This window comes from Amycolatopsis sp. 2-15, from assembly GCF_030285625.1.
Lineage (GTDB): Bacteria > Actinomycetota > Actinomycetes > Mycobacteriales > Pseudonocardiaceae > Amycolatopsis > Amycolatopsis carbonis.
The window spans coordinates 929700-953624 of record NZ_CP127294.1 but is presented as its reverse complement, the minus strand read 5'-3'; the positions used below and the strand labels follow the sequence as shown (position 1 = coordinate 953624).

Sequence of the window (23925 nt, the reverse complement as noted above, 5' to 3'; positions counted from 1 at the left end):
CGTATGTGCGGCATCGCAGGTGCCTACCACTGGCCGGACGGCGGCCCGCTCACCGATCGGCTCACGAAGTGCCTCGCGCACCGCGGGCCCGACGGTTCGGGGCGCTACGACCACCGGGCCGGCGCCGGGGAAGTCCACTTCGGACACCGCAGGCTGTCGATCGTCGACCTGTCCGAGACGGGCGCGCAGCCGATGGTGGCCGAGGGGCTCGCGCTGACGTACAACGGTGAGCTCTACAACGCGCCGGAGCTGCGCGCCGAGCTGGAGGGCAAGGGCGTGCGGTTCCGCGGCACGTCCGACACCGAGGTGCTGCTGCGCGCGTGGCGCGAGTGGGGCGTCGACTGCCTGCCGCGGTTGCGCGGGATGTTCGCGTTCGGCGTCTTCGACGAACGCACCGGTGAGCTCACGCTGGTGCGCGACCAGCTGGGCATCAAGCCGCTGTTCTTCGTTCAGCGAAACGGCGGCGTCGCGTTCTCCTCGGAGCTCAAGGCGCTGGCCACGGAGCTCGGCGGCACGCTGGAGGTCGACAAAGCGGCACTCATCGCGTCGCTCCTGTACTACTGGGTGCCCGACAGCCGCTGCGCCTACCGCGAAGTCGAGAAGCTGCAGCCCGGCACGTGGGTGCGCTTCCGTCCCGACGGCACGAGCGAGCGTGGCGCCTACTGGTCGCTGCGTCAGGTCGCCGAGGAAGGCGAGGCCTATCGCGGCGACGTCGACCTCCACCAGGTGATCGCCGACTCCACGAGCAAGCACCTGCTCTCCGACGTCCCGGTCGCCACCTTCCTCTCCGGTGGCCTGGACTCGAGCTACCTCACCGCGCTCGCCGCGCGCCAGCAGCCCGGGATCTCCGCGTACACCATCGGTTTCCGTGCCGAGGACGCCAAGTTCGAGGCGATGCCGGACGATCTCAAGTACGCGCGCATCGTCGCCAAGCAGTTCGGCGTGGACCTGCACGAGATCGAGATCGCGCCCCAGGTGCTCGACCTGTTGCCGCGCATGACGTATCACCTCGACGAGCCAATCGGCGACCCCGCGGCCATCAACTCGTTCCTCATCTGCTCGGCCGCGCGCGAGGCCGGCGTGAAGGTGATGCTGTCCGGCATGGGCGCCGACGAGATGTTCGCCGGCTACCGCAAGCACTACGCGAACCAGCTCGCCCTGCGCTACCAACGCGTACCGGGTCTGGTGCGCAAGCCGATCGAAACCGTCGTGGACCGCCTGCCGGTCGCCTCCGCCAGCCGCGGCTACCGCACGGTGCGCTTCGCCAAGCGGTTCCTGTCGTTCGCGGAGCTGCCGGAGGAGACGGCGTTCCGGCGCAGCTACACGATGTACGACCGCGGCGAGCTGCTCGACCTCGTGAACCCGGACCTGGCCGCCGACGTCGACGATGTGCTCACCGAACACGCCGACACCTACCACGACCAGAACCTGCGCGACTACGTCAACCGCATGTGCCTGGCCGACACGCGGATGTTCCTGCCCGGCCTCAACCTCGCCTACACCGACCGCTCGACGATGGCCGCCTCCACCGAGGTGCGCACTCCGTTCGTCGACGTCGAGGTGGTCAAGGCGGCGTTCCGGGTGCCGGGCAATCGCAAGATCGTCGGCCGCCAGGGCAAAGCGGCGCTCAAGGAAGCCGCGCTGGCGATCCTGCCGAAGGAGATCGTCTACCGCCCGAAGGGTCTCTTCAGCGCCCCGCTGCGGGCCTGGATGAGCCGCGACCTGGCCCCGCTGGTGCGGGAGGTCGTGAACGAGGGCGTGCTCGTCGAATCGGGGTTCCTGCGCCGCGAGGCGCTGCAGAAGCTCGTGGCCGAGGACGCCGCCGGGCAGCAGGACCGCGCGAAGCACCTCTGGCACGTCTTGACCCTCGAGTACTGGTACCGCGCCGCTTCTTCGACGACTATTCCGAGCAGCTAGGAGTGCTGTGAAGCAGGTAGTGCAGAACTACAAGAGCGGGGAGCTGGCCCTTCTCGACGTCCCGGTCCCGGCGTGCAAGCCGGGTGGCGTGCTCGTGCGCACGGTGTACTCGCTGATCTCGACCGGCACCGAGATGATGAAGGTGTCCGAGGCGAGCATGTCGATGATCGGCAAGGCGCGTTCGCGGCCGGACCAGGTCGCGAAGGTGATGCAGAGCGTCGCCACCAACGGCCTCTCCGCCACCTACCGCAAGGTCACCAGCAAGCTCGACTCCTACACCCCGCTCGGCTACTCGCTGTCCGGCGTGGTCGTGGAGGTCGGTTCGGGGTTGGATGGCGCAGGCGACGTCGCCGTTGGAGATCTCGTCGCGTGCGCCGGCAACGAGCACGCGCTGCACTCCGAGCTCAACTGGGTGCCCAAGAACCTCTACGCCCGCGTGCCCGCCGGCCTCGAACCGCGGCACGCGGCGTTCGGCACGGTCGGCTCGATCGCGATGCAGGGCGTGCGCCGCGGTGAGCCGCAGCTGGGCGATTTGGCTCTGGTGATCGGGCTCGGCCTGATCGGGCAGCTCGTGGTGCAGTTGCTGGTCGCCTCCGGCGTGCGCGTGGTCGGGGTGGACCCGGACCCGTCGCGGTGCGAGCTGGCCGAGCGGCTCGGCGCGCTGACCTGCGCGCACCCGGGTTCGGGCACGGTCGACAACGCCGTCGCGGAGCTGTCCGGCGGCCACGGCGTGGACCAGGTCTACCTGGCCGCGGGCGGTGCCTCGAACGACCCGGTGGAGCTGGCCGCGCGGCTCGCGCGCGACCGCGGCCGCGTGGTCGACATCGGCAAGATCTCGCTCAACCTGCCGTGGAACGCCTACTACGAGAAGGAGCTCGACGTTCGCTTCTCGCGTTCGTACGGGCCGGGCCGCTACGACCCGGAGTACGAGCTCGAAGGCCGCGACTACCCGATCGGTTACGTGCGCTGGACCGAGCGCCGCAACATCGAGTGCTTCCTCGACCTGGCCGCGCGCGACAAGCTCGACGTCGAGCCGCTGATCACGCACACCGCCGACTTCTCGACGGCCGTGGAGACGTACAAGTCGCTGCAGGACGGTGAGCTCAAGGCCGTCGCGGTGCTGTTCCAGTACCCGGCCGGTCCGGAGGGTGGGGCCGAACCGGTGGTTTCGTCGGTCGCGCCGCCGGCCGCGTTGACCACGCGGGCGACCCCGCGCGGGCGCCTGCGCGTCGGGTTCGTGGGAGCCGGCAACTACGCGTCGTCGATGCTGCTGCCGCACCTGGTGGTCCACGACCGCGTGGCACTGTCCGAAGTGGTCACCACGTCGGCGCTCTCGGGCGCCAACGCCAAGCGCAAGTTCGGTTTCGCTCGCGCCACCACGGACCTCGACGCGCTGCTCGCCGACGAGTCCGTGGACACCCTGTTCGTGGTGACGCGCCACAGCTCCCACGCGGAGCTCACGCGGCGCGCGCTGCTGGCGGGCAAGGCCGTGTTCGTGGAGAAGCCGCTGGCGCTGTCGGAGAAGGAGCTGCGCGGAATCGTCGAGGCCATCGAGGAGTCGGGCAACAACCGGCTTCAGGTGGGCTTCAACCGCCGATTCGCGCCGCTGCTCAACGAGGCCAAGGTGCAGTTCGGCCCCCGGTTGGGCCCGGCGTCGGTGCGGTACCTCGTGAACGCGGGCCGCCTGGAGTCCAACAGCTGGTACAACCAGGCCGACTCCGAGGGCTCCCGGTTCGTCGGCGAGGGCGGCCACTTCATCGACACGGTGAGCTGGTTCCTCGGCAGCGACCCGATCTCCGTCTACGCCACCGCGACGCCGGGCAACGACGACCTGCAGGTGCTGCTGCGCTACGCCGACGGGTCCACCGCGGCCATCAGCTACGTGACCAGCGGCTCCACGGCGTTCCAGAAGGAGACGCTGGAGGTGCTGGCCGACGGCAAGGTGCTGAAGTTCGACGACTTCGCCCGCGCCAGCGTGTACGGCAAGAAGCGCTGGGCCAGCTCGCGCATCCCGAAGGGCCGCGACAAGGGCCAGAAGGCCGAGATCGACGCGTTCGTCACGGCGCTGACCACCGGCGTCGCGATGCCGATCGGCGTCGAGTCGCTGGTGAACACGACGCTGGCCACGCTCGCCGTGAACCGCAGCCTCGAGACCGGCGCGCCGGTGCGGCTGGAGCCGAAAGAGGTGCTCGGCTGATGGATCCCGCCTGGTACCTGCGAAGACTTTCGGCCATGAGCCCGGCCGAGGTCGCCGGGCGCGCCACGGACGTGCTGCGCAAGCAGCAGTGGCGTGGGGTCGCGAAGCAGAAGGCCACGTGGCTGTCGCACCGCGCGTTCGCCGGGCCGGCGAGCGTCGACGGGGTGTCGGCCGAGGCCCGCGCGGAGCTGCTGGCCACGGCCGAGCGGCTGATGGACGGCCACGCCGAGTACTTCGGCGTGGCACGCGCTGACCTCGTGACGCCGGACTGGTCGTTCGACCCGAAGACCGGTCGCCGCGCGCCGGCCGACGCGTACTCCTTCGACATCGCCTACCGCAGCGAAGACGCGGTCGGCGACATCAAGCAGATCTGGGAGCCCTCGCGCCACCAGCACCTCACCGTGCTGGCCGCCGCGTACGCGCTCACCGGCGAAGACCGCTACGCCCACCGCGTGGCCGACCACCTGAAGTCCTGGTGGGCGGCCAACCCGCCGATGCGTGGCGTGCACTGGGTGAGCGGCATCGAGCTCGGCGTCCGCCTGCTGTCGTGGGTGTGGGTGCGCCGCCTGCTCGACGGCTGGGCGGGCGCGCCCGGCCTGTTCGAGGACAATCCCGAGGCGCTGCACCAGATCTGGCACCACCAGCGCTGGCTGGCGGCGTTCCCGAGCCGCGGCTCGTCGGCCAACAACCACGTGATCGCCGAGGACGCCGGGCAGTTGGCGGCCGCGTGCGCGTTCGGCTGGTTCCCGGAGTCGCCCGCCTGGCGCGACGCCGCGCTGAAGTCGCTGGACACGCAGCTGCAGGCCAACACGTTCGCGTCCGGGCTCAACCGCGAGCTGGCCACCGAGTACCACGGCCTGGTGCTCGAACTGGGTCTCGCGGCCGCGCTGGAGGCCGGGCCGCTGGTGCCGACGTCCACCTGGCTCGTGCTCCGGCGGATGTGTGACGCGCTGGCGTCCATTGTGGACTCCCACTTGCGGCCGCCGCGGCAGGGCGACGCCGACGACGGCTACGGCCTGATCGTCGACGGCACCGGCACCAGCCGCTGGGCCTCGCTGCTGGCCACCGGCGACGCGTTGTTCGGCCGGCAGGAGTGGTGGCCGAAGGTGCCGGGCGGTGACGTGCGCACCGCGCTGTTCGCTTCGCTCGGCGGCGGCAGTGGCTCCTCGGCAGAGCTCACCGATCCGCGACCCCCTCGGCGGATCGACGACCTCTTCGACGCCGGCATGACCATCCTGCGGACCCCGGCGCAGGAGTCCGAGGAGATCTGGGTCCGCTGCGACGGTGGCCCCCATGGCTTCCTCGCCATCGCCGCCCACGCCCACGCGGACGCGCTGGCGCTGGAGGTCCGCCACGACGGCGTCGACATCCTCGCCGACCCGGGCACGTACTGCTACCACGGCGAACCCGAGTGGCGCTCCTACTTCCGCTCGACGCTCGGCCACAACACGTTGCAGCTCGGCGGCACCGACTCCTCGGCGTCGGGCGGGCCGTTCCTGTGGACCCGGCACGCGCAGACCCGCACGCTGGCCGTGGGCCCGGTGCGCTGGCGCGCCGAGCACGACGGCTACGCGCCGGCCGTGCACCGCCGTTGCGTGGAGCTGGCGGACCGGACGCTGACGATCCTCGACGAGGTCGACGGCGACCTGACGCTGCCGGCGCAGCTCGCCTTCCACCTCGGTCCGCTCGTCGAGGTCACCCTCGACGGCAGCACGGCGCGGCTGAGCTGGCCCGGCCACACGGCGACGCTGGCGCTGCCGCCGGCGTTGAGCTGGACCGCGCACCGCGGCGAGACGAGCCCGCCGCTCGGCTGGTACTCCGCCGGTTTCGGCCGGCGCGAACCGTCGACCACGCTGCTCGGCGCCGGTACCGCCGCGGAACCCTTGACCACCACGTTGAGTTTCTGACCGATCGAGAGGATCCACCCGGTGCGATCGACCAGCAGGCTTTTGCTGTTCCTGGGTCTGCTGTGCCCGCTCGTCCTCGCCGGGTGCACAAGCGCGCCCGACGACGACGCCGCGTCGAGCCAGACCGCGGCGACGTCGGGGGCGCCGTCCGGGCCGGTGGCGGCGGTGTGCGACAAGATGCCGCCCGGACCCGCCACCGCCCCCGCGGGTGCGGTGGCGGTGGCCGTGACCGACGACTTCGCCGCGAAAGTCCGGGGCGCCGCGGCCGGCACCACGTTCTGGCTCGCGCCGGGCAGCCACCACCTCGGTGACGACCGGTTCGACCAGGTCCAGCCCGAGGATGGCGACGTTTTCATCGGCGGCCCGGGCGCGGTGCTCGACGGGCGCAAGCTCAACCAGTACGCGTTCACCGGCCACGCCAAGAACGTGAAGATCAGCAACCTCACCGTGCAGAACTTCGTCGCGCCGCGCGACGAGGGCGTGGTGAACCACGACTCCGGCGACGGCTGGGTGGTCCAGCACGCCACGCTGCAGGACAACGACGGCGCGGCCCTGATGGCGGGCAACAAGCAGCAGGTGCTCGACAGCTGCCTGCGCCGCAACGGCCAGTACGGCATGAACGCCTTCTCCGCCGGCGACGACATCACCGGGCTGGTGGTGCGCGGCAACGAGATCACGGGCAACAACACCGGTGACTGGGAGAAGAAGGTCGACGGCTGCGGCTGCACCGGCGGCATCAAGTTCTGGGCCGTCAACGGCGCCGACGTGACCGGCAACTGGGTGCACGACAACCGCGGCACCGGCCTGTGGGCCGACACGAATGACAACGACTTCCTCATCGAGGGCAACCTCATCGAGAACAACGACAGCGCGGCGATCATCTACGAGACCAGCTACAACGCCGTGATCCGGAACAACACGATCCGGCGCAACAACCTCGTGGACGGCCGCGACTACGCCGACCGTGGCGACTCGTTCCCGACCGCGACGATCTACATCTCCGAGTCCGGTGGCGAGCCGCGGGTGAAGGCCCGCACGTCGAAGCTCGAGATCTACGGCAACGTGTTCGAGAACAACTGGAACGGCATCACCCTGTGGGAGAACGCCGACCGCTTCTGCAACAGCCCGGCCAACACCTCCAGCGGCGTCTGCACGAAGCTCGTGCCCGACACCGCGAAATGCGCGGCGCCGGCGATCGCGCAGAAGCCGCTGTACGACGACTGCCGCTGGAAAACCCAGCGCGTGGACGTGCACGACAACCGCTTCACGCTGCAGCCCTCGGCGATCGGCTGCGAGGAGACGTGCGGGCGCATGGGCCTGCTGTCGAACTTCGGCACCTACCCGGACTGGTCGCCGTACAAGGGTGACGTGGTGCAGAACGCCATCACTTTCAAGCAGGGCAACAGCTGGCACGACAACGCGTATGTGGGGCCGTGGACGTTCATCGCCACCGACATGAGCCACGTCCTCGACATCGGCGAGTGGGAGGGCGCGCCGTACAACCAGGACGCGCGCACGACGTATGAGCGCGGCGGGGGAGGGTGACATGGCGATACTGGCCGACATCCGGCAGCCGACACCGGCTGAGACGGGCGAGCGGACCCCGAAGCTCGTCGGCGCCGCGTGGGCGCTGCTGATCCTCAACACGCTCGGCTCGACCGGCGCGGAGACCGTGATCCCGCTGCCGCGCGCGGTGAGCCAGCTCGTGACCATGGGCGCGCTGATGACCGCGTTCGTGATCGCGCTGGCGCTGAACCCGCGACTGCGGATCCGGCCGAGCGCATACCTGCTGCTGCTCACGCTGCTGCTGGTCTCGAGCACCGTCGCGAGCCTGCACCTGGAGGCCGGGTTCGGGTCGCTGTTCCGGTGCTTCCGGTTCGGGGTGTTCCTCGCGACGTTGTGGCTGCTCACGCGCTGGTGGAACGGGTCGTTCACGTTCGTGCGCCACCACATCAAGATGTTCAGCGCCGTGCTGGTGTCGGTGGCGATCGGGCTCGTGATCGCCCCGGGCAAGGCCATGCCGGAGAGCTACGGCGGCCGGCTCGCGGGCGCGGTGTGGCCGCTGACGCCGCCGCAGGTCGGGCAGTACGCGGCCGTGATCGCGGGCCTGGCGGCACTGCTGTGGCTCGGCAAGCGCACGACGATGACGAGCGCGTTGATCGTGATCGTGCCCTCGCTCGGGCTGCTCCTGCTCTCGCACACGCGCACGGCGACGCTGGGTCTCGTGGCCGGGCTTGTGGTCGCGCTGCTGTCGCTGGCCATGACGAACGCCCGTGCTCGCAAGGTGTTCACCACGTTCGTGCTGGTGGCGGGCTTCGCCGTGGTGGTGCTCGGCGGGCTGCTGCAAGCGTGGTTCCTGCGCGGGCAGAGCGAGGAAAACTTCTCCAGCCTCACCGGCCGCGCGAAGGTGTGGGACGCGCTGCTGGCCGCGCCGCGCACGGTCAACGAGTACATCTTCGGCGTCGGGCTCACCGACAAGTCCTACGACGGCTTGCCGATCGACAACAGCTGGCTCGCCGTGTACCACGAGCAGGGGTTCACGGGCATCGCGATCGTCGCGGCGTTCCTGGTGGTGCTGATCGCTGTGGCGGTGCTGCGGCCCCCGTCGCTGGCGCGCGCGTGTGCGATCTTCCTGATCACGTACTGCGTTGCCGCGTCCTACACCGAGGCCGGGCTCGGTGACGCGTCGCCGTACCTGCTGCACCTGGCGCTGGCCGCGTCGCTGCTGGCCCAGGGCACAGTGCGGCCCGCTGCCGACGAAGAGTTCATTCCGAGGGGGCAGCCCGCATGAAGGTGCTCGTGGTCCACAACCGCTACCGCTCGGAGCAGCCGAGCGGGGAGAACAACGTGGTCGACGCGGAGACGGCCTTGCTGGCCGCCGGCGGCGTTCGCGTGTCGTTGTTCGAGCGGCGGAGTGACGACATCGCGGCCATGTCGTTGCCGCGCAAGGCTTTGGTGCCGGGGCGGGTGCCGTGGAACCGGGCGGCGCGAGCTGAGCTGACGGCTCGGTTGCAGGTCGAGCGGCCGGACGTGGTGCACATCCACAACACGTTCCCGCTGCTGTCGCCCTCGGTGCTGGCGGCTTGTGCGGACGCGCGAGTGCCGGTCGTGGCGACGCTGCACAACTACGGCATGGTCTGCCCGCCCGGCACGCTCTACCGCGACGGGCGGATCTGCACGGACTGCGTGGGCGGCGCGCCCGTTCCCGCGGTGAAGCACGGGTGTTACCGGGGTTCGGCCGCGGCGACGGTGCCGATGGCCGCGAACCTCCTGCTGAACCGCTCCCGGTGGCGTTCATCCGTGACGCGCTTCTTCTGCATCTCCGATGCCCAGCGGCGCTTGCTGGTGGACGCGGGAATGCCGGCTTCGCGGATGACGGTGAAGCACAACTTCGTGACCGACCCGGGCGTGCGGCGGGTGGGCGACGGTGCCCACGTGCTGTTCCTCGGCCGGCTGACGGAGGAGAAGGGCGTGCCGCTGCTGATGGCGGCTTGGGACCGGCTCGGCGGTTCGCTCGGCCTGCCGCTGGTGATCGCGGGCACCGGGCCGCTTTCGGACGAGGTCGATGCTTGGGCCGCTTCGCGCACGGACGTCTCGTATGTGGGCCTGCAGGACAAGGCGGCGTGCCAGGCGCTGACGGCTTCGGCTGCGGCGGTGGTCGCCCCTTCGGCGTGGCTGGAGGCGTTCGGCCTCGTCGTGGTCGAGGCCATGGCCGCCGGCGTGCCCACCGTTGCCCCCGCCCACGGCGCTTTCCCGGAACTGATCTCCGACGGCGTCACGGGCCTGCTGCACGAGCCGGGTTCCGCCGTGGCCTTGGCCGACGCGCTGCGCGATGTCGTCGCGGACCCCGAACGCAACCGCAAGATGGGCGAGGCCGCCCGCCAACGCTACGACGAGGACTTCACCCCGGAAGTCGGCCTCCGCCGGTTGGTCGAGGGCTACGAAGCCGCGATCGCCGCCCATCGCACCGCTTGACGCCGAAATGACGGCGGTTCGGGTTCGATGGAGTTGCCGGCTGTGGTCGGATCGACGAGTTCCGCGGGTGAGAGGGCATTCGGCTCGATGAGGAATCCCACGCTGCTGAGATCCGCTCGATGAGATCCGCCGTCCGCACCGCACCGCCCGCGTTGCCGGTCTCAGTGCGTACGCCGTCGTTCGTGGTGGCCGGGCTCGGGCTCGTGGTGCTGGTGGTGCTCGCCGTGCTGTTCGCGGGGAAGTCGGAGCCGACGGCGTTCGACGTGCCGCTGCTGCCCGGCCCCGACTTGCTGCCCGACCCGTGGTGGTACCTCGCCACCGCCGTCGACTTCGTCGGGGAGCCGGTGGGCTCGGCGATCGTGATCGTGATCGTCACCGGCGGCGCGCTGCTCGCCCGCCGCTCCCGCACGGCCGTGCTCATCCTGGTCGGCTCTGGCCTCACGGTCGCGGTGACGTCGCTGCTCAAGCCCATCACCGGCCGCACCATCCACGGCCACTTCCTGTCCTACCCGAGCGGCCACACCGCCTTCGCGACGGCGCTGGCATTGATCGCCGGCTTCGTCCTGGCCGACCGCCTGGGCCGCGCCGCCGCTCTCGCGTGGACGTTCGGGCTGGCCCTGGTGTGCGGCGCGGTGATGGCCTGGGCCGAAGTCGGCCTCGGCGCCCACTACCCGACCGACACCATCGGCGGCTTCGCCGCGGCGCTCGTCGTCATGCCGGCCACGGCGTTCGCCATCGACAAGATCGCCACCCGGCTCTAGCTGTCGCGCCCGCCTAGAACTTGCTGCCCTGATCCTGCCCGTACGGCCCCGCCTGCCACTGCTCCGGCGTGAGCACCCGGCTGGTGTCATGGGCGACGAACGTCCACGGCCCCGAGTACGTGTTGTCGCTGAAGTGGTTGTTCTGGCCGAAGGTGATGGCCTGCTGCACCACGTCGCCCTTGTACGGGGACCAGTCGGGGTAGCTGCCGTAGTTGGACAGCACCGCCATGCGGCCGCAGAACTGCGTGCAGCCCAGGTGTGCCGGGTCGAAGGTGAACGTGTTGTCGTGCACGGTCACGTTCTGCGTTTTCCAGCGGCAGTCGTCGTACAGCGGCTTCTGCGTGATGCCCGGCGCGGTGCACTGGGTCTTCGTGGCGAACGGCGTGCAGTAGCCCGTGGACGTGTTGGCCGGGCTGTTGCAGTAGCGGTCGGCGTTCTCCCACAGGGCGACGCCGCCCCAGTTGTCCTCGAAGGTGTTGCCGCCGATGTCGATCTGGTGCGTGCGCGCGCCGAGGCGGGGTTCGCCGCCGGACTCGGAGAGGTAGATGGTGGCGACGGGGAAGTTGTCGTCCTTGGCGGCGCGGGCGCGGCCGGCGACGAGGCCGTTGCGGCGGAACACGTTGTCGCTGACGGTGAGGTTGTGGCTGATCTCGTAGGACAGCGCCTCGGCGTCGTTGTCCTCGATCACGTTGTCCCGCAAGAGGAAGTCGTTGTCGTTCGTGTCGGCCCACAGGCCGGGGCCGTGGTTGCCGTGGACCCAGTTGCCGGTGACGTCGGCGCCATTCACGGCCCAGAACTTCACCCCGCCGCTGCAGCCGCAGCCCGGGGACTTGGTCTCCCAGTCGTCGGTGTTGTTGCCGGTGATCTCGTTGCCCTCCAGCACGAGCCCGGTGATGCCGTCGCCGGCGCGGTAGGCGTTCATGCCGTACTGGCCGTTGTCCTTCAGGCAGCTGCGCCGGACCTCCTGCCGGTCGCCGGCCATCAACGCGGCGCCGCGGTTGTCCTCGATGGTGCTGTCCTCGATCACCCAGTGCGTGCCGGAGTCGTGGTTGACCACACCCTGGTCCTGCGGCGCGGCGAAGCCCCGCACGGTGAGGCCGCGGATCGTCACGTCCTTGGCCTGCCCGGTGAACGCCGCCTGGTTGACGCCGCGGCCGTCGAGGATCGCGCCCGGCGCGCCGAGGTAGGTGTCGCCGTCCTTGGGCTGGACCTGGCCGAACGCGTCGGTGCCGAGCGTGTGCGTGCCGGGCTTGAGCCAGAACGTGGTGCCGGCCGGGCTGTCCGACGTGCGCTGCGCGAGCTCGCTGTCGTGCGCCGGATCCACCACCACGGCCCCCGATGGCGCCGACGCGTACTCCGTCACCGTCGTGCCGCACACCGCGGCGGTCCCGGCCGAGGCCGTCGCTCCAGAAAGGCCGCTCGTCAGTAATACGAGCCCCACCACGACGGCCACGGATCTACCCATGGCCCAACGCTACGGTCCGCCGGTACCCCCGTAACTTCCCTGATGGGGTTCGCCGACTGCCCCGACGAGTGAATCTTCCTTGCCCGACAACACATTTCCGCGAAGTTGCGCACTTAGTGGACCATTTCCGAAGTGGACTGATCAGCTCAGGTCGGTCGAACCGTCGATCCGCTGCAGCGTGCCACCCGGGCCGTCGCCTTTCACCTGCGGCACGCCGAGCAGGTCGCCGATCCCCGCCGACCTCGGCGGCAGGTCGACGCCACCGACTTTGACCGGTGCGGCCCCGTTCCACGTGTGCGGTTTGCCGTGCGCCTCGCCGATCTCCATCACGTACTTGCCCGGGTTGGCCGCCTGGTGGTGCGCCACCGACTCGGCGCCGTAGGAGTTGAACATCGCGTGGCGCTGGAAGAGCCCGGCGGTGCCGTCGAGGTCGCGCCGGGCGGGGTTGCCGCCGATGCCGATCACGTCGACGCCCTCCTTTTTCGCCGAGTCGATGACCTGGCCCACCAGCTTGCCGTTCGGGCTGGAGTCGAGGTACTTCTTCAAATCCGGGTGCATCTCGCTGCCTGGCGGCGAGTTCAAGTAGTCCTTGACCATGCCGTTGTGCGCGTCGTCGCGCAGGCTTTCCAGGTAGACCTTGTTGACGCCGTTGTTCTTCAGGTCGCCCATGTTGTCGCGCATCATCTCCAGGCCCGGGTGCTTGCCGTCGTGCCTGCCGCCGACGACCACACCGTCGTACTTGTCCAGCAACGAGCCGGTGGCCTCGTGCTTGTCCATGACGGGCCGCAGCCGGTCGTCCACTTCCTGGTCGCGGCCGAGATCGTTGTGGCCCTGCTTGTTGTTCTCGACCACCTGGTTCGCGGTGTGCTGGTCGCGGCGGTCCTGCTGCGCCCAGAAGTCTTTTGTGTCGGGGTCGTTGCGGCCCAGCGCCTCGACGGCCTGGCGGTCCTTGGACACCGGGTTGACCAGACCTTCATCACGCGCGTGCTGGTGCAGCTTCCCGCCAAGCCCGCGGTTGTTCTCCACCATCGTCTGGGCGTCGCCGTTGAGCGTCAGGCGCTGCTTGTGCGGGTTCGGCACGCCGGCCGTCTGCGCGATGTCGTTGAACTTGTCCTCGTCGCGGATCTTGTTCGGCGTCCGGCCCGTCTTGTCCGACTTGCGTGGTCCGCGCAGGTTCAGCGAGGGCCCGTCCGGGGTGCTGTGCGCCTGGTCGAACGACAGCTTGCACGGCGCCAGCCCGAGCGGGTCGGTCCAGCCGACCGGGTCGGCGACGTAGGCGTACGGGTTCGTCGCCGGGCTCAGGCCCGACGGGTCGGGGCTGAGGTAGCGGGCCGCGTTCGGGTCGTAGTAGCGGTGGAAGTTGTAGTGCAGGCCCGTTTCGTCGTCGTGGTACTGCCCGGCGAAGCGCAGCGGCGTCGGCATCGGACCGGTCGCGGCGCCCCACACGGTGAGCGTGCCGTGCCAGACCAGGCCCTGCTCGGCGTCGAGCAGCTCGGTCGGGGCGCCGGCGAGGTCGGTGACCACGCCGCGCAGGCTGTGGTCGCGCCATTCGCCGCTCGCCTGGTGCAGCACGCGTTCGGTCTGCGTGAGCACGCGGCCGCCGCCGGGTTCGGTGTGCCAGACGAGCGCGCGCACGCCGTCGGTGACCTGCTCGGCGAGCTGCTCACCGTCCCAGGTGAACTCGGTGCGGGTGCGCAGGGCGCCGGCGGCGTCGAGGAGTTCCTTGGCGACGCGGCGGCCGAGTGCGTCGTAGCGGTAGCGCCAGTGGTGGCCGGCCGTGGTGTGCACGGCGACGAGCCGCTCGTGACCGTCCCACTCGTATCGCCATTCCGAATGATCTGCGGTCCGGCGCAGCACGAGCTTGCCGTCCGGGTCGTACTCGTACTCCGCGGTGTCGTCGCGCTTGAGCAGGCTGCCGGCGTAAACGCGGTTTCCCGGCTGCAGGAGGTTGCCCGCCGCGTCGTAGCCGTAGGCCTCGCGGCTCGCCGGGCCCTCGACGGCCAGCGGACGGCCGATCGGGTCCAGCCGCAGCTGCCGCCGCCCGGCCAGGGCGTCGTCGACCGCGGTCACGGTGTCGTCGTGGCGGTAGTGCAGCGAGCGCTGCTGCAGCGGCCGCCCGTCGGCGAGGGTCTGCATGACGAGCCGGTCGCGGGCGTCCCACGCCTGGCGCAGCTGCACGTTCCCCAGCCGTCGCTCGACCTCGCGGCCTTCGAGGTCACGCACGAAGGTGAGCTCGCGGCCCGCGGTGAGCAGCGCGATCGGCCGGCCCGCGGCGTCGTGGCGCCATTCGGCGCGGGCGCCGGTCGGCGTCGTGCGCGAGGTGCGCCGGCCCGAAGCGTCGAAAGCGGACGACAGCACGCGGCCGTTCACCGACTCCTCGACCAGCCGGCCGGCCTGGTCGTAGGTGCGGCGCAGGTCCGCGTCCTCGTTGACGGCCCGGACGAGCCGGCCGGCGGCGTCGTACTCGTAGGTGGCGACGACGCCGTCGGCGTCGAGCCGCACGATCCGGCCCAGCGCGTCGTAGCCGAAGCGCAGCACCCGGCCGCCGGCCGAGGTCTGCTCGACCAGCCGGCCCGCGGCGTCGTAGCGGAAGGCGCGGCGGCGGCCGTCGTAGTCGGTGTCGGCGGCGAGCCGCCCGGCGGCGTCGTACTCGTAGCGCCACTGCGCGCCCAGCTCGTTGCGCACGCCCGTGACGCGGGTTTCGGTGTCGTAGCTCAGTTCCACGCGCGAGCCGTCGACCGCGGTCATCGCGACGGGCCGGTCGAACCCGGAGTACTCCGTGCGCGAGACGGTGGTGGCTTCGCGGGTTTCGCGGAGGTTGCCTTCGCCGTCGTGGCGGTAGGACACGCTCGTGCCGTCCGGGCGCGTGACGTTCAGCCGCTCGCCCTCGACGGTCCACGCGGTGCGCGTGACCGCGCCCAGCGCGGTGGTTTCGGCGGCGGGCCGGCCGAAGCGGTCGAACACCGTGCGCTGTGTCGCGCCGACGGCGTCGGTCACCGCGACCGGGAGCCCCGCGGCGTCGTACTCGTAGCGGGTCACCTCGCCGAGCGGCCCGGTGACGGTGGCGGGCAGCCCCGGTCGCACGTACTCGAAGCGCGTGCGGGCGCCGAGCGGGTCGACGGCCGCCGCGACGTCACCGTCCTCCGTGTATTCCCGCAGCCACACCGCGCCGTCGGCCTCGACGACCTTCACCGGGCGGTGCTCGTCGTCGTACTCGGCGGTGGTGCGGGAGCCGTCGGCGGCGACGATCTCCACGAGGTCGCCGGCCTCGTCGTAGTGGTTGCGGGTGGTGGCGCCCAGCGCGTCGGTGCTCGAGAGCAGCCGGTCGCGGTCGTCCCATTCCATGCGCGTGGTGAAGCCGAGCGGGTCGGTGACCGCGACGACCTGGAACGCGTCGTTGAGGTCGAACACCGTGGTGGCGCCGAGCGAGTCGACGGCCGTGGTGCGGCGCGGCTCGTACGCGAGGCTGTAGCGCAGGTCGCCGTCGCGGCCTTCGGCGCGTACGCAGCGGCCCTGCGCGTCGTAGGAGTAGCGGTACCACATGCCGTTGCGGTCTTCCCAGCTCGCGAGCCGGCCCTCGGCGTCGTAACCGAAGCGCAGCGGGAGGTCCGAGGAGTTGCGGACCTCGGCCAGGTTCGCGCGCTCGTCGTAGGCGTAGCGCACGAGAACGACCGGCGCGCCGCCGCTGAGCAGCGTCAGTTCGGTGACGCGGCCGTCGTCGGTGGTCACACCGACGTGGTGGCCCGCCGAGTGCGTGAGGTCGGTCAGCGTGCCCGCGTCGTCGTAGGAGAGGCGGAAGTGCTGGTCGCCGGTCATGGTGCTCACCGTGACCAGACGCCCGGTCGCGCCGGAGAACAGCAGCGCGCGGCCGAGATCGGGCTGGGTGAGCACGTAGGAGCCGTCGATGGCGCGCGTCAGCGGCCACGCCGCGCCGGTCACGGGCAGCACCTCGCCGCCGACCACGGGCTTCGGGTACTCGAGGAAGGTGCCGTCTTCGGCGCGAAGTGCACGGCGTCGCCGTCGGCTTCGAGCCGCTGGTCGAGGGTCGAGGCCCACGACGCGCCGAAGGCCCGCCCGATCCGGTACGACGACAAGTGCGTGCGGGAGAGGACCAGCGGCAGCGCCGCGTCCAGCCGGACGTCCTCCTGCGTGAGCATGACCCGGCCCGTGGACACGTCGATCGGGTCACCACAGGCGAGGCGGTCGGCCGTCGGGGTGTCGTTCGAGCGCGGGGTGGTGTTGCTGTCCTTGATGGAGCTCTGCTTCGTGGTGGTGTCCTTGGCACCACCGCTCTTGCCCGCGCCGCCACCCGAGACGCCGCGGTCGGCCGGCGGCGGGTCGAACGGCGGCGGGTCGCTCTTCACCGGCGGTGGGTCCTTCGGCGGCGGGCTGCTCTTGGCCGGCGGCGGGTCCCCGGCGCTGGACGCGTGTCGCGTCGTCGCCCGATTTGCCCGCCTTGCCCGCCGGTGGTGTGTAGTCCGTGGGGCCGCCGGAGTACCCCGACCCTCCGGAGCCGCCGTCGTCGGCGCCCTTCGAACCGGGTGGCGGGGTGTAGTCCTTGGGGGTGCCCTCGTAGCCGGACGCGTGTGTCCCGTCGTCGGCGCCCTTGGATGCGGGTGGCGGGGTGTAGTCCTTGGGAGTGCCCTCGTAACCCGAGGCTTTGGTGCCCCCGCTGTCGGCGCCGCCGGATTTGCCCGGCGGGGCTTTCGGGGTGCCGGAGAGGTCTTTGGTCTTCGGTGGTGGGGCGACCTTGCCGCCCTTGAGGCTCTTGAACGCCTTGCCGGCGTCCTCGAACAACGTCCCGGCCTTCTTCAGCAACGGCACCAACGCCTTGAGGGCCTTCACCAGCTTCGTCACGAGCCCGGTGATCTGTGAGGCGGTCTTGGCCACCGCGCTCACGACCTGCGGCACCACCCACGCCAGCCCGATCCCGAGGGTGAAGATCACCTGCAGCGCCCAGCTGATCAAATGCCCGATCAGCTCGGAGATGATGTCCCGCACCAGGGTGCGGACCGCCGCCACGACCTCACCCGCGGTCTTCACGCCACTTGAGGCGCCCTCGCAGCCCTTCTGTGCGGCTTGCAACGACGTGCTCAGATCCTGCGCCCGCTGCCGATAGGCATCGGAGGCCGATCCCGACCACGACTGCAGATCCGCCGACACCGCGTCCGTCAGATCCGAGGCGACACTGCCCAGTTCCTTGGCGACATTCGCCCAGGTCTCCGACTGCGCCTTGATCTGGTCGGCGTTGCCGGTGAGCCCGTTGAGCGCGTCCTTCAACGGGCCGACGTGTTCCATCAACCACGACACCCCGGCCGCGAGGATCGCGCCGAACGGGTCCATCGCCATCGACAACGCATCCAGCGCCGTCCCGACCGCCCCCATCGCCACCGACGCCCAGTCACCCGACTTGATCGCCGTCGACAAGTCGTTCGCCGACTCCAACAACGAAATGCCCGAATACGCCTTCGTCGAGTCCTGCGTCGGCGCGATCAAGGGGTTGCTCATGACTGAGACACCGTGCCAGAAACCCCGGCGGTTCACCGCCCGTTCAACCGAGATGTCGATCACTTAGGCCGAGGAAAACCGTGTGACAACTCCGCGGTCCGGCCGCGAGGCTGTCGCCCGTGCCCGACGACTTCACGCTCTCCCGCCGTTCCGCCATGCGCTGGAACGCCCCGCTCGACGAATCCCACGCCGCCTTGCTGCTCGAACGCCTCGACGTCACCGACGGCACCGTGGTCGACCTCGGCGCCGGCTGGGGTGAGCTGCTGATCCACGCGGTCGACGGCACGGCCGCGCGAGGCATCGCCGTGGACACCGACGAAGTGGCGATCGAACGCGGCCGCCGCGCGGCGAAGCAACGCGGCGTCCGGGTCGAGTTCGTCGAACAGGACGCCGCCGGCTGGCAGGGCCACGCCGACCGCGCGCTCTGCATCGGCGCGTCCCACGCCTTCGGCGGCACCCGCCAGGCCCTGGCCGCCCTCGGCGGGGTCACCGACCACCTGCTCTACGGCGACGGCTGCTGGTCAACCGAACCCACGCCCGCCGCCCACGGAATCTTCGGCGACGAGGTCCTCTCGCTGCCCACCCTCCTCGAAGCCTGCCGCGACACGGGCTGGCGCGTGCTCCACCTGTCCACCGCCGACCAGCGCGAGTGGGACGACTTCGAGTCCACCGCCCGCGCCGGCCGGCTGCGGTGGCTGCTGGCCAACCCCGACGACCCGCGCGCCACCGAGACGCGCGAGTGGCTCGACACCCGCGAACGCGAGTACGTCAGCGCCTATCGGGGTGTGCTCGGGTTCGCCTACCTGGTGCTCGTCAAGTAGCTCAGGCCCTGCGTTGATCAGGCCTTGCGCCGGAACACCGGCTTCACTGGCCGCCCGCCCAGCCACGGCGACGGGTCGCCCGCGTCCAGTGCCTTGCGGTAAACCACGCAGGCCGCGGCGACGACCTCGACGGTGTGGTCGATGTCCGCGTCCGTCAGGGCCGCGCTGACCACGAACGACGGCCCCAGCACGCCGCCCGTCACGAGCTGGCGCAGGAACAACGTCCGGTAGTCCTGGGACGGCGCGCCGGACGCGTCGAGCGTGCCGAAGACCAGGTTGCTGTCGCGGCCGCGGACCACCACGTGGTCGGCCACGCCGTGCGACGCCGCCACCTCGCGGACGCCGGCGGCCAGCCGCGCGCCCAGCGCGTGCAGCCGGGCGGTGACGTCCTCGGCTTCGTACGTGTCCATCACGGCCATCGCCGCGGCAAGCGAGTGCGTCTCGGCGCCGTGGGTGGTGGACAGGAGGAACACGCGGTCGCGCGGGTCGCGCAGGCCGCCGAGCTCCATGAACTCGCGGCGGCCCGCCAGCGCGGACACGGCGAAGCCGTTGCCGAGCGCCTTGCCGAACGTCGAGAGGTCCGGTGTCACGCCGAACAGGCCCTGCGCACCGTGCTCGGAGAAGCGGAAGCCGGTGATCATCTCGTCGAAGACCAGCAGCGCGCCGTAGCGGTGGGCGAGGTCGCGCAGGCCCGCGAGATACCCGTCCGGCGGGTCCTGCTGCGTGGCGGCCTCCAGGATCAGGCACGCGATCTGCCCGTCGTGCTGCTGCAGCAAGGCTTCGGCCGCGGCGAGGTCGCCGTACGGGAAGCGCACGGTCAACGAGGTGATCTCACCCGGGATGCCGGCCGCCATCGCCGTGGTGCCGATGAACCAGTCGTCGGTGGAGAAGAACGCGTGGTCGGCGCACAACGCGACCAGCGGCCGGCCGGTCACGGCGCGCGCGAGCCGCACGCCGGCCGTCGTCGCGTCGGAGCCGTTCTTGGTGAACTTGACCATGTCCGAGGTCGGCACGTTCTCGAGGAACCGCTCCGCAGCCTCGGCTTCCACAATGGACGGACGCGCGAAGTTGCTGCCGCGCTCGATCTCGCGGCGCACGGCCTCGGTCACGCGTGGGTGGGCGTGCCCGAGGCTCACCGACCGCAGGCCCGAGCCGTACTCCACGTACTCGTTGCCGTCGACGTCCCACACGTGCGCGCCGCGGCCGTGGGAGATCACGGGCGCGAGGTGCTCGGGGTACTGGTCCTCACCCTTGGCGTAGGTGTGCGCGCCGCCGGGGATCACCCGGTGCAGCCGCTCGTTCGCGGCACGGGAGCGGGGCAGGTCCATTGTGGTCACCTTCTAGGGTCTCAAGTGCGCAAGGCATCGGCCAGCGACGGCGCCGACTTGTCGCGTTCGGACATCAGCGTGGCCGGCAGTGGCCACGGAATGGCGAGTTCGGGATCGTTGTAGGCGATACTGACGTCTTCGTCCGGATTGTGCACGCGGTCGATGCGATACGAGACGTCAGCGAGATCGGAAAGTGCCTGAAACCCGTGCGCGCACCCGGCGGGGATGTAAACGCTCACCTGGGTGTCGCCGGAAAGCCGGAACGTCTCCATGGCCCGGAAAGTCGGCGACTCCGGCCGCAGGTCCACGACCACGTCGAACACCTCGCCGAACGAGCACCGCACCAGCTTCGCCTCGCCGTCGCCCGAGCGCAGGTGCATCGCGCGCACCACGCCCCGCACGGACCGCGACACGCTGTCCTGCACAAACGCGTCCGGGTCGATGCCGACAGACCGCGCGACGTCCGCGTCGAACGTGCGCGAGAAGAACCCGCGCTCGTCGCGGTGCGGGGTCGGCTGGAAGAGGATCAGGCCGGAGATCGCCGGCACGGGAATGGCTTTCATCGGGCCTCCGAAATGGGGAACAGGATGGATGACAGCACGGCGAACTGGGATTTCAGGCGTTGCTTGTTGCCCTCGTTGCGCTCGTCCAGCGTCGCTTTCAGTTCCGGCGCGCGGCTTTCCAGCTCCTCGAACTGCGCGATCAGCCGTGGCACGTCCACCGACCGCGCCTCCTGGCAGAACTCGCCGAGGCCCATTTCCGCCATCAGCACGTCATTCTTCTTCGCGTAACCCATCGCAACCGTCGGTTTTCCGGCCTTCAACGCGCACAACACGTTGTGGTAGCGCGTGGCCACCACGGTGCCCACGCCGGCCATCGCGGTCATCAGCTCGCCCAGCGACCCCGGCGGCTCGGCCGTGACCAGCGGTGAGTCGACCGTGGCCACGATCTCGTCCACCACGGCGAGGTCGGCCCGGTCGCCGATGAACAGCCGCACCGGCCGCCCGTCGGCCACGAGGTACCGCACGAACTCCGTCAGGGAGTCCACATAGGACCGGTAGATCTCCTCGCCGCGCGCGCGGTCGTCGTTCCCGCCGTAGTAGGCCATCACGCCGACCCCCACGGCCCGGGGATCCTCGTCCGCGACCGGCGTCGGCAGCGCGAACGCGAGGTCCGGGTACACGCCGTCACCCGCGGTCCGCACGCCCATGCCCGCCATGGCCGAGCGCGACAGCTCGTCGCGGTAGGACCGGTACGCGGCGAGCTGCGCCGCCTGCCGCACCAGGAACCGCGTGGCCGGCATCGTGATCCGGTCGGCGCCCACGCTGACGAGCGCGACCTTCGTGCCGAACAGCCGACCCAGCAGCGAAAGCAGGAACAACGAGTAGGGGAAACCCCACGGCCGTAACGGGAGCGTCGCCTCCAGCACGCCCATGCCCGGCACGATCACCACGTGCTGGCGGCGCACCCAGAGCGCCGTGCGCACCAGGTCGACGAGCTTGCCCAGCGCCTTCGTGGCGATCGCGCGCACGCCGACCGCCGTGCGGTACTCGTCGGAGTACCAGTTCAGCCGCACCGCGGGCACGCCGTAGCGGGCCTGCACGACATCCGGCCCGCCGCAGAACGCCGTCACCGCGGCGTCCGGGTGTTCCGCGCGCAGGAAACCGAGCACGGCTTCCAGCGACCCGTCGTTGCCGAGGTTGCCCGAGCCCAGGAGCCCGAACACGCCGACGCGTGTGGTCACGAAACCCGCCGTTCGCGGCCGGCCACGACCAGGTCGACGGTCAGCGACAGCTCGTCGGCCGCCACCGGCGCGCGGTCCTCCACCCGCTCCCCGCCGCCGCCCGGGCGGGCCCGGCTCGTGAACCACTCGACCAGCGCGAGGTAACAAGCCCGGCGTTCGCGCGAGGACAGCGGCGCCTTGCGGATGCCGTGCACGTAACCCCACACGTACTCGGCCAGCAGCCGCGCCGTCGGGTTCGTGATCGGGTTGCCGCGCTTCGGGTCGAGGTTCGCGCACCGCGAACGTTTGCTCGGGTTCGCGCGCTCGGCGCGGTCCGGGTGGTCGCGGCGGAAGTACAGCAGCTCCGGCACCTGGTGGAAGGGCCCGTGCAGCGCCAGCTCGGCCACGTACGTGCGGTCGGCGTGGTGGTAGCTGTCCATCGGCGTCACACGGCGCAGCACGTCGGTGCGCATCACGCCGTAGAAGTCGTCGCCGCCGGGTTCGAACAGCAGGCTCTTGAACCGCGTCGACGGCCGGGGCGCGTCGGTCTTGTGCACGTAGTCCAGCGGCACGGTCACGGCGCCGATCTCGTCGATGATCGCCTGGTGCGAGTGCGCCAGGATCACCTCGGGCCGCTCGTCGAGCACCGCGACGCACTTGGCCAGCAGCTCGCGTCCGTAGAGGTCGTCGTGCGAGGCCCACTTGAACAGCTCGCCGCGCGCGAGGTCGAGCAGGACGTTGTGGTTGGGCGTCGCGCCGATGTTGCGGGCCTGGCGCACGTAGCGGATGCGCGAGTCCTTCTCCGCGTACTGGCGGCAGATCTCTTCGGTGCCGTCGGCCGACGCGTTGTCGGAGATGACCAGTTCGAAGTCCTCGTACGTCTGACCGAGCAACGCGTCAAGCGCCTCGCCCAGGAACTCCTCGCCGTTGTACACGGGCAGACCGATGGTCAGCCGGGGAACCGTGCTCATCCCGTTCTCATTTCTGTCATTCCGTCTGACGCCGAATGAAGCTCTTCATGGCTGAACGAACCCGACACCGGGTGGAACTCGAGGGAATGCTCGCCCGTGCGTGGCGCCGGCGTCGCGGGCACGTTGTCGGCGATGGCGAAGTGGTCGCGCAGCGCGATCCGCAGCTGCCACCACCACACGGCCGAACCGGTGATCGTCGCGATCGCGACGCCCCACTCCGACCCGGCCGCACCACCCAGCGCGGCCCCGATCAGGCCGAACACGACGTACAACACCGAGGCGATCAGCTGTGAACGCAGGCTGCGCTTCGCCGTGCCCAGCGCCCGCAGACCCGCCGTCGCGCCGGTCGTGAAGCTCGCGCCGACCACGGCGAACGTGACCGGCAGGATGAGCAGTGACGAGGTGTCCCACAGCGAACCGAGCACGAACCGGCCCGCCTCGGCGGGGATGAGCAGCAGCAACCCGAGGCCCCACACCAGTGCGGCTGCGGCCTGCACGCCGCCGAGGATCACGCAGAAGTGCCACAGCCGGTGCGGCGAGCGCTGCAGCACCCGCGCGCCCTCCGCGACCGTGACCAGCGACAGCCCCATCAGCAACGCGAGGAACGGCCCGAGCAGCTGCTCCGCACCGCGCACCGTGCCCACGGCGGCGAGGCCGGCGAGCGCGCCCAGCCCGTACGCGCGCAGTTGCGAAGACCCGCTGTTGCTCACGTTCTCCAGCAGGTAGCGCACGCCCAGCTCGCGGTGGTCGCGCAGCCACGCGCGCACCCCGCCCAGCCGCGGCAGCACGCTCGTCTGCACCCACCCGAATGCCGCCGCGACGCCGGCCGAACAGCCCCAGGCCAGCAGGAACGCGACCACGGTGCCGTAGCGCGCGCCGATCACCAGTGCCGGGAACAGCGCCACGGCCTGGATCCCGTCGTTCACGAACGCCTTCTGCCCGGTGCCCGCGGCGAAGAAGCCGAACCGCCACGAGTCCTGCACCAGCAGGAACGGCAGCACCACCCCGAGCGCCACGAACGCGCCGCCCAGCGACCCGCCCACGAGCAGTCCGAAAAGGACACTCACCACGCCGCTCGCGACACCCACGAGCAGCGCCGTGCCCACCGCCTGGCCGAGCGCCTCGCGCCAGCGCGCCTTGGCGACGCCGGAGAACCGCACCATCAGCGGGTCGGTGGCCACGCCGCGCGAGACGTTGAGGATCACGCCGTAGGTGACCCACGCGATGCTGAACAGGCCGAACGCCGCCGCGCCCAGAGACCGCGCGACGTAGAGGCCAACCACGAAGTTGGTCAGGCTCGACACGGCCTGGTCGCCCAGGCCCCAGCTCAGCCGCCCCGCCATGGCGCGGAC

The 23925-nt window shown here is 70.7% G+C and carries 17 protein-coding genes; 8 read left to right on the top strand and 9 right to left on the bottom strand.

The window, feature by feature from the left end; genetic code table 11:
• The first annotated feature begins 3 nt into the window (after nucleotides 1–3).
• The 7 genes from asnB (at nucleotide 4) to QRX50_RS04625 (ending at nucleotide 10757) form a co-directional block, all read left to right on the top strand.
• Entirely contained in the window at nucleotides 4–1917 is a 1914-nt protein-coding gene (gene asnB, locus QRX50_RS04655; RefSeq protein ID WP_285970733.1) for an asparagine synthase (glutamine-hydrolyzing), read from the top strand.
• 7 nt (nucleotides 1918–1924) lie between these two features.
• A complete protein-coding gene (locus QRX50_RS04650) occupies nucleotides 1925–4114 on the top strand; it encodes a bi-domain-containing oxidoreductase (RefSeq protein WP_285970732.1) in 2190 nt (729 codons plus the stop codon).
• Nucleotides 4114–6021, top strand: a complete 1908-nt coding sequence (locus QRX50_RS04645; protein WP_285970731.1) for an alginate lyase family protein — start codon at nucleotides 4114–4116, stop codon at nucleotides 6019–6021. The genes QRX50_RS04650 and QRX50_RS04645 overlap by 1 nt, the downstream gene beginning before the upstream one ends.
• A 21-nt stretch (nucleotides 6022–6042) precedes the next feature.
• Nucleotides 6043–7566: a right-handed parallel beta-helix repeat-containing protein gene (locus tag QRX50_RS04640; protein ID WP_434533239.1), complete on the top strand. Its 1524-nt coding sequence runs from the start codon at nucleotides 6043–6045 to the stop codon at nucleotides 7564–7566.
• Nucleotide 7567: 1 nt separating this feature from the next.
• The gene (locus QRX50_RS04635) at nucleotides 7568–8812 is read left to right on the top strand and encodes an O-antigen ligase family protein (RefSeq protein ID WP_285970730.1); all 1245 of its coding nucleotides are present in this window, start codon (nucleotides 7568–7570) and stop codon (nucleotides 8810–8812) included.
• Nucleotides 8809–9996 carry a glycosyltransferase family 4 protein gene (locus tag QRX50_RS04630; protein WP_285970729.1) on the top strand — a complete coding sequence of 396 codons (1188 nt, stop codon included), beginning with the start codon at nucleotides 8809–8811 and terminating at the stop codon, nucleotides 9994–9996. Before QRX50_RS04635 ends, QRX50_RS04630 begins: the two co-directional genes overlap by 4 nt.
• 119 nt (nucleotides 9997–10115) lie before the next feature.
• Nucleotides 10116–10757, top strand: coding sequence for a phosphatase PAP2 family protein (locus QRX50_RS04625; RefSeq protein ID WP_285970728.1), 642 nt, complete (start codon nucleotides 10116–10118; stop codon nucleotides 10755–10757).
• 13 nt (nucleotides 10758–10770) lie between these two features.
• On the opposite strand, the gene QRX50_RS04620 is transcribed toward QRX50_RS04625, so the two are convergent.
• The 4 genes from QRX50_RS04620 to QRX50_RS50235 all read right to left on the bottom strand — a co-directional run bounded on the left by QRX50_RS04620 (nucleotide 10771) and on the right by QRX50_RS50235 (nucleotide 17730).
• Nucleotides 10771–12222, bottom strand: a complete 1452-nt coding sequence (locus QRX50_RS04620) for a right-handed parallel beta-helix repeat-containing protein (protein WP_285970727.1) — start codon at nucleotides 12220–12222, stop codon at nucleotides 10771–10773.
• 141 nt (nucleotides 12223–12363) lie between these two features.
• Entirely contained in the window at nucleotides 12364–16185 is a 3822-nt protein-coding gene (locus QRX50_RS04615; RefSeq protein ID WP_285970726.1) for an RHS repeat-associated core domain-containing protein, read from the bottom strand.
• A complete protein-coding gene (locus tag QRX50_RS04610; RefSeq protein WP_285970725.1) occupies nucleotides 16158–16397 on the bottom strand; it encodes a DUF6531 domain-containing protein in 240 nt (79 codons plus the stop codon). The genes QRX50_RS04615 and QRX50_RS04610 overlap by 28 nt, the downstream gene beginning before the upstream one ends.
• 10 nt (nucleotides 16398–16407) lie before the next feature.
• On the bottom strand, nucleotides 16408–17730 hold the full coding sequence (locus QRX50_RS50235) for a WXG100 family type VII secretion target (RefSeq protein ID WP_434533238.1): 1323 nt from the start codon (nucleotides 17728–17730) through the stop codon (nucleotides 16408–16410).
• 119 nt (nucleotides 17731–17849) lie between these two features.
• Here QRX50_RS50235 and QRX50_RS04600 point away from each other — a divergent pair, with 119 nt between their 5' ends.
• Nucleotides 17850–18551 (top strand): SAM-dependent methyltransferase, encoded by a 702-nt coding sequence (locus QRX50_RS04600; protein ID WP_285970724.1) that lies wholly within the window; start codon nucleotides 17850–17852, stop codon nucleotides 18549–18551.
• 17 nt (nucleotides 18552–18568) lie between these two features.
• Here the strand turns inward: QRX50_RS04600 and QRX50_RS04595 are convergent, their stop codons facing one another.
• From QRX50_RS04595 to QRX50_RS04575, 5 genes are read right to left on the bottom strand one after another with little or no spacing between them, the layout of a single operon-like run.
• A complete protein-coding gene (locus QRX50_RS04595) occupies nucleotides 18569–19879 on the bottom strand; it encodes a glutamate-1-semialdehyde 2,1-aminomutase (protein ID WP_285970723.1) in 1311 nt (436 codons plus the stop codon).
• 20 nt (nucleotides 19880–19899) lie between these two features.
• Nucleotides 19900–20442 carry a dTDP-4-dehydrorhamnose 3,5-epimerase gene (gene rfbC / locus QRX50_RS04590; protein WP_285970722.1) on the bottom strand — a complete coding sequence of 181 codons (543 nt, stop codon included), beginning with the start codon at nucleotides 20440–20442 and terminating at the stop codon, nucleotides 19900–19902.
• Entirely contained in the window at nucleotides 20439–21623 is a 1185-nt protein-coding gene (locus tag QRX50_RS04585) for a polysaccharide pyruvyl transferase family protein (RefSeq protein ID WP_285970721.1), read from the bottom strand. Before QRX50_RS04585 ends, rfbC begins: the two co-directional genes overlap by 4 nt.
• Complete coding sequence (locus QRX50_RS04580) at nucleotides 21620–22573, bottom strand: glycosyltransferase family 2 protein (protein ID WP_285970720.1); 954 nt, start codon at nucleotides 22571–22573, stop codon at nucleotides 21620–21622. Before QRX50_RS04580 ends, QRX50_RS04585 begins: the two co-directional genes overlap by 4 nt.
• A complete protein-coding gene (locus tag QRX50_RS04575) occupies nucleotides 22570–23916 on the bottom strand; it encodes an MATE family efflux transporter (protein WP_285974357.1) in 1347 nt (448 codons plus the stop codon). Before QRX50_RS04575 ends, QRX50_RS04580 begins: the two co-directional genes overlap by 4 nt.
• Nucleotides 23917–23925: the final 9 nt, after the last annotated feature.